Here is a 4,917-nt window from a genome sequence, read left to right as displayed (position 1 = left end):
CGGGACGGTTCGGTTCGCCATAAGGGATTGTTTGTCAAGGGTTGGAGAACCGCTTGGCAGCACTTAAGCGCCCTTGACACTCGATCCCCTGTGCCAAGGTCGCAAGGAAGCCTTTCAAGGCGCTTGAGTTCACCATTGTTGATCGGAGGGTCATGGTTACCCCAAAACGGAAAAGGAACTGCCTTTCGTCAGGTCGCGTTTGCGTGAAAAGCTGGCCGTGTCGATGGCATGATCAAGATGCGTGAGGGCGAGGCGAAGCGGGGTGTGGTCATGATCGCCCCCGTCTTCGCAATAGCGGATCAGTTCGGCCATCAACCGGCCCGCGACCGGTGCATTCTTGAACTGGTTGCCGCTGGTGCCGATGGCGACATAGTAGCCGTCGAGATCCGTCCGGTCATAGATCGGCAGCCAGTCGTCAGAGGCGTCATAGACATCGGCGATGCCTGAAGGATGCGGCGGGACGCCGAGCTCGGGAAGACGCTGGGCATAGCGGCAGGCATAGGTCAGGGCGCGGTCCGACAGGTCGCGGGAGAAGGCGTCCGGGTCCACTTCCTGAGGCGGATCGCATGGCGGGTTTTCGCTGCCGATCATCAGGTGCCCGCCCGAGCCCGGCTTGATGTAGCAGCTGACATCGCTGTCGGAGACGATCAGCCCGGAGCGTGAATAACCAAGCGCCTCGGGCGGTTTCACCTGAACCACTTCCTGGCGCAGCGGCCGCGTGCCGATCCGGATACCGAGATCGGCGCCGGTCAACGCATTGACCTTGCCCGAATGGGGACCGGACACATTGACCACCACCGGCGCTTCATAGCGGCTGCCGTCTTCCGTGATCACGCCCGTGACCCGGTTGTTCTTGCTTGGGATGCCGACGACCTTCTGCTTGAAGACAAACTGTCCGCCTGCGAGTTCCGCCGCTTCCTTCAGGTTGCGGGCGGCCAGTTGCGGGTCGTCCACATAGCCGCCTGCGGGGAAAAAGATGCCGCCGGTGATCGCGCCGCCGGTCGGGGCCCCGAAGCCGTCGTCCGTCATCGGTTTGGCCGGGTGAAAGCTGTCGAGACAGTAACCGGGCAAGGCGGTCCTGATCCGTTCCGCGTCCCAGCTTTCCCAGGCAATCCCGAGGCGGGACACATTGCTGACGACATGCTCCAGCATGCCATTGGCCGGCGTTTTCATCACCAGCGTTCCGGTTTCGATGAAACGGGCAAGCTCGCCGTCTGGTGTGCCGAGATAGGCGGCCCAGTCTTTCCAGTCGTGGTAGCCTTCATACGCCATCGCGGTGGCATCCAGCGTGGAGTAGTAAACCCGGATCACCGCGCAGGAGCTGGAGGTGGAGCCGTAACCGGCGGCTGGAAGGGCATCGACATTCAGGGTCCTGAAGCCGCGCTTTGCCAGATTGTAGCTCACCGAACAGCCGATTACACCGGCTCCGATGATGATCGCGTCATAACGCATGGGCGGCTCCCTCCTGAAGAAATGACGTTCAGTCAAACCCTGCCTGCGCGCCTTGTCCATAGGCGCGGCAGGTCACGGCGCAAACGGGACAAAACAGGGCGCGGCCGGAACAGGTGGCATCGGCAGGTGTTGATTATGTGAACATCTTACGCAGCGTGGTTTTCTGAAATACATCAAGTGTTAATTATAGTCACCATAATGCCGTAATAATTCAATTTAGTATATTTTGTTCATAACTCCCAAATTGCAGCGGCCCCTCGAAAGCAGCATAATATCCTCGGTTTCTCAGTAGTTTACCCAAAATCTGGCGAGGTTATACGTGCCGCGAACACCTGTTTGCGAGTGGCCGACACTCATTCTGATCGTGATATGCACCGGCGGTTGGGCCTTATTGATGGCAAGCGCAGGTGCCTATGGGCTCTGGATCTGCCTGCCCCTTGCGGCGGTTCTTGTCACCCTGTCGAGCTCTCTCCAGCATGAAGTGCTTCATGGCCACCCGACGCGCAGCGCAAGGGTCAACGAAGCCCTGGTCTATATGCCGCTTGGCCTGTTCATTCCCTATCGCCGGTTCAAGCAGCTGCATCTGCGCCATCACAACAATGACCGGTTGACCGACCCTTATGATGATCCGGAGAGCTTCTACTGGGCCTGGGGCGACTGGACCCGGCTGCCCCGGATCCTTCAGGCCGTCCTGAAGCTGAACAACACGCTGCTGGGCCGGGTGACAATCGGACCGGCCGTGTCCATCACCGGCTTCTACGGATCGGAACTGAAAGCCGTCATCAACGGAGACAAGGCCGTCCGGAATGCCTGGCTGCACCATATTGCAGGCGCTGTTCCGGTTGTCCTGTTCGTGGAGCTTGCCGCCGGAATTCCGGTGTGGCTTTACATTGTAGGCGTCTGCTATCCGGCCATGGCCCTCTTGATGGTGCGCACCTTTGCCGAACACCGCGCGCACGAGACACCGGAGGCCCGCTCCGTCATTGTCGAATTCAGCCCGGTTTTCTCCCTCCTGTTCCTGAACAACAATCTTCATGTGGTACACCACGCCCACCCCCGTGTTGCATGGTACAAGTTGCCAGCACTCTACCGCCGGGACCGGGCGCAGTGGCAGGAACGCAATGACGGCTATGTGTTCAAGAGCTATTGCGATCTTGCCAGGCGCTATCTGTTCAAGGCCAAGGAGCCGGTGGCACATCCCCTGGTGCACAGGCCGGCAGAACACGGGACAAAATGACTGAGCATATGACCGCCGGCAAACCCTTCGTCCGCTTGCCCATGTATGACTGGCCGGAGCTGAAGGGGGCGACCGCGCAGCTTGAAAACGCGTTGGGCACGGCCGTTGCAGAGGCTCTCGGCATGCCGGGTGTCCAGACAGGGGCGACCGGGGTGACCGGGGATCTGATGGCACTCTGGACCGACCCGGACATGCTGCTAGCGCAGACCTGCGGCTATCCGCTGGTGAGTGCGCTCAAGGACGCGGTGACGGTCATCGGGACACCGCACTACGATGCGCCCGGATGCGAGGGGCCGCTTTATTGCAGCCACGTTCTGGTCCGGGCCGACAGTCCCTTCCAAACCCCGGCTGAGCTCCGTGGCACGCGGGCGGCCTTCAACAGCACGGATTCCCAGTCCGGCCACAACGCTTTCCGGCATGTGATTTCTCCCCTTGCCGGTGGCAAGCCCTTCTTCAGCGAGGCAATTGAAACCGGCGGCCATCTGCGGTCGATGGCGGCAGTTGCCGGGGACGATGCGGATGTGTGTTGTATCGATGCGGTCTGCTGGGGGCTTTTGCAAGACACCGACCCGGAACTGGCGTCCCGCTTGCGGCCGTTGGCGCAAAGCAGGAAGGTTCCGGGCTTGCCGTTTGTGACCACAAGAACAGCGGATGCGGCCCGCCTCCAGGCGATCCAGGCGGCTGTAAAGGCTGTCCTGACGTCGGCCGAGACGCAAGAAAGCCGCAAACGCCTTGGCATTTGCGGCTTTTCATTTTGCTCTTTCGAGGACTACCGGCCCTTGTCGGACATGCGCTCTGAGGCGCTTTCGCTCGGATACCCGGTCCTTCGATAGCAAAACCCGGCGGCCAATCGGAAGTGGATCAGCCGCGCAGGGTGCGATGTTGATAGGCCTTGTAGGCAGCACTCTGGCGCAGGGCCAGATCCATGCGTGCAATGTCTTGTGCCGTGCGGCCATGGACGGCACCCATCAGGCTGGTGCCGAGCAGCTGGTTGAGGAAAGTCATGGCGATCCCGATCCCGTATTCGATTGTTTTGAAACTGCGGTCCCGTGAGCGCTTGGCTTGTTGCGTGACCTGCTTGAGATGTCATATGGACCCGGGTTGCAATTCAATCAATCGAATAGTACTCACAATTATCATCAAAAAAATTGAACTCAAGCCAAAGCCCCTGACGCAATGGAAACCAGCCCCTCTCCCAGCACGCGCCTGATCGACATGGAGCTTTACAGAACGTTTCTTGTTATCGCAGAAACATCAAGCTTTTCAAAGGCTTCTGAGCTTGTTGGCCGGACCCCGTCCGCGGTCTCCATGCAGATCAAGAAACTGGAAAGCCTGCTCGGGGTCCCGGTTTTTGCAAGGGAGGGTCGCACTGTACGCATGACAACCGAGGGCGAAGCCTTGCTCGGCTATGCCCGGCGTATCCTGATGCTCAACGAGGAAGCGGTTTCCCTGTTTCAGGCGCCGAGCGTGGAGGGCGAGGTCCGTTTCGGTGCGCCGTCCGATTTCGGAACCCGGTTCCTGCCGATGATCCTGTCACGCTTTGCCCGGTCTCATCCGGGTGTGAATGTCGATGTGAGTCTCGACGGCAGCCCGATGATGCTCGAGGCGCTGAAAAAGGGTACGCTCGATCTGGTGCTCTACACCGCGCGTCCCGACAGCGATCTGGCGCGTGTCGGCGAAATCGTCTTTACCGAGCCGCTCGTGTGGGCGGGCCTGGAAGGCGGCATTGCCTATGAGCGTGATCCTTTGCCCCTTGCCGTTTCCAGTTCCGGCTGCCCGTGGCGCCGGGCGGCACGCATTGCGCTCGATTCGGCGCAGAAACCGTACCGGATTTCCTATACGAGTTTTCACAGCGCCGGGCAGGAAGCCGCTTTGCTGGCCGATCTGGCCATTGCGCCCTTTCCGGCAAGTGTGGTGAGCGCGCCGCTTCAGATCCTCGACGCCCGCCATGGATTGCCGGATATCGGCAACTATCACATGGTCCTGCGCCGGTCCCGCAAGGCAGGCAAGGCGACCAGGGCTTTTGCCGAGCACGTGACGGAATGTTTCCGCGAACTGGCACAAGGATCCTCGGGGAGTGCCTAGATACGATCGTTTTGCCGGGGCATGTCATTTCAACGGGCAGGAAAATCGCGGACAAACGGCTTCGTGACCGGGCGCCGGTGATTTCAAGCGCGACGTACAACATAGTGTAAGCCGCTCAATCTGCAGTGCTCTTTCTCAGGGAG

The 4,917-nt window shown here is 60.1% G+C and carries 5 protein-coding genes; 3 read left to right on the top strand and 2 right to left on the bottom strand.

Annotation, left to right across the window (positions count from 1 at the left end):
- Window positions 1-156 precede the first annotated feature (156 nt).
- Window positions 157-1,452 (bottom strand): FAD-binding oxidoreductase, encoded by a 1,296-nt coding sequence (locus E1297_RS04240; protein ID WP_155134294.1) that lies wholly within the window; start codon window positions 1,450-1,452, stop codon window positions 157-159.
- Between the two features lie 319 nt (window positions 1,453-1,771).
- Between E1297_RS04240 and E1297_RS04235 the strand changes: the two genes are divergently transcribed.
- Window positions 1,772-2,689, top strand: a complete 918-nt coding sequence (locus tag E1297_RS04235; RefSeq protein ID WP_209015638.1) for a fatty acid desaturase — start codon at window positions 1,772-1,774, stop codon at window positions 2,687-2,689.
- Complete coding sequence (locus E1297_RS04230) at window positions 2,686-3,522, top strand: phosphate/phosphite/phosphonate ABC transporter substrate-binding protein (RefSeq protein ID WP_209015637.1); 837 nt, start codon at window positions 2,686-2,688, stop codon at window positions 3,520-3,522. Before E1297_RS04235 ends, E1297_RS04230 begins: the two co-directional genes overlap by 4 nt.
- Before the next feature lie 28 nt (window positions 3,523-3,550).
- On the opposite strand, the gene E1297_RS49070 is transcribed toward E1297_RS04230, so the two are convergent.
- A complete protein-coding gene (locus E1297_RS49070) occupies window positions 3,551-3,694 on the bottom strand; it encodes a hypothetical protein (RefSeq protein ID WP_196223188.1) in 144 nt (47 codons plus the stop codon).
- A 171-nt stretch (window positions 3,695-3,865) separates the two neighbouring features.
- On the opposite strand from E1297_RS49070, the gene E1297_RS04225 reads away from it, so the two are divergent.
- On the top strand, window positions 3,866-4,774 hold the full coding sequence (locus E1297_RS04225) for a LysR substrate-binding domain-containing protein (protein ID WP_155134291.1): 909 nt from the start codon (window positions 3,866-3,868) through the stop codon (window positions 4,772-4,774).
- Window positions 4,775-4,917: the final 143 nt, after the last annotated feature.

It is taken from the genome of Roseibium sp. RKSG952 (assembly GCF_009711355.1).
The sequence above is the reverse complement of the archived record's forward strand: the minus strand, read 5'-3'. Positions and strand labels throughout refer to the sequence as shown.

Excerpts from the sequence above, each read along its gene's own strand:
- E1297_RS04230 (WP_209015637.1), top strand. The coding sequence starts at position 2,686 with ATGACTGAGCATATGACCGCCGGCAAACCCTTCGTCCGCTTGCCCATG.
- E1297_RS04225 (WP_155134291.1), top strand. The coding sequence starts at position 3,866 with ATGGAAACCAGCCCCTCTCCCAGCACGCGCCTGATCGACATGGAGCTT.
- E1297_RS49070 (WP_196223188.1), bottom strand. The coding sequence starts at position 3,694 with ATGACTTTCCTCAACCAGCTGCTCGGCACCAGCCTGATGGGTGCCGTC.
- E1297_RS04240 (WP_155134294.1), bottom strand. The coding sequence starts at position 1,452 with ATGCGTTATGACGCGATCATCATCGGAGCCGGTGTAATCGGCTGTTCG.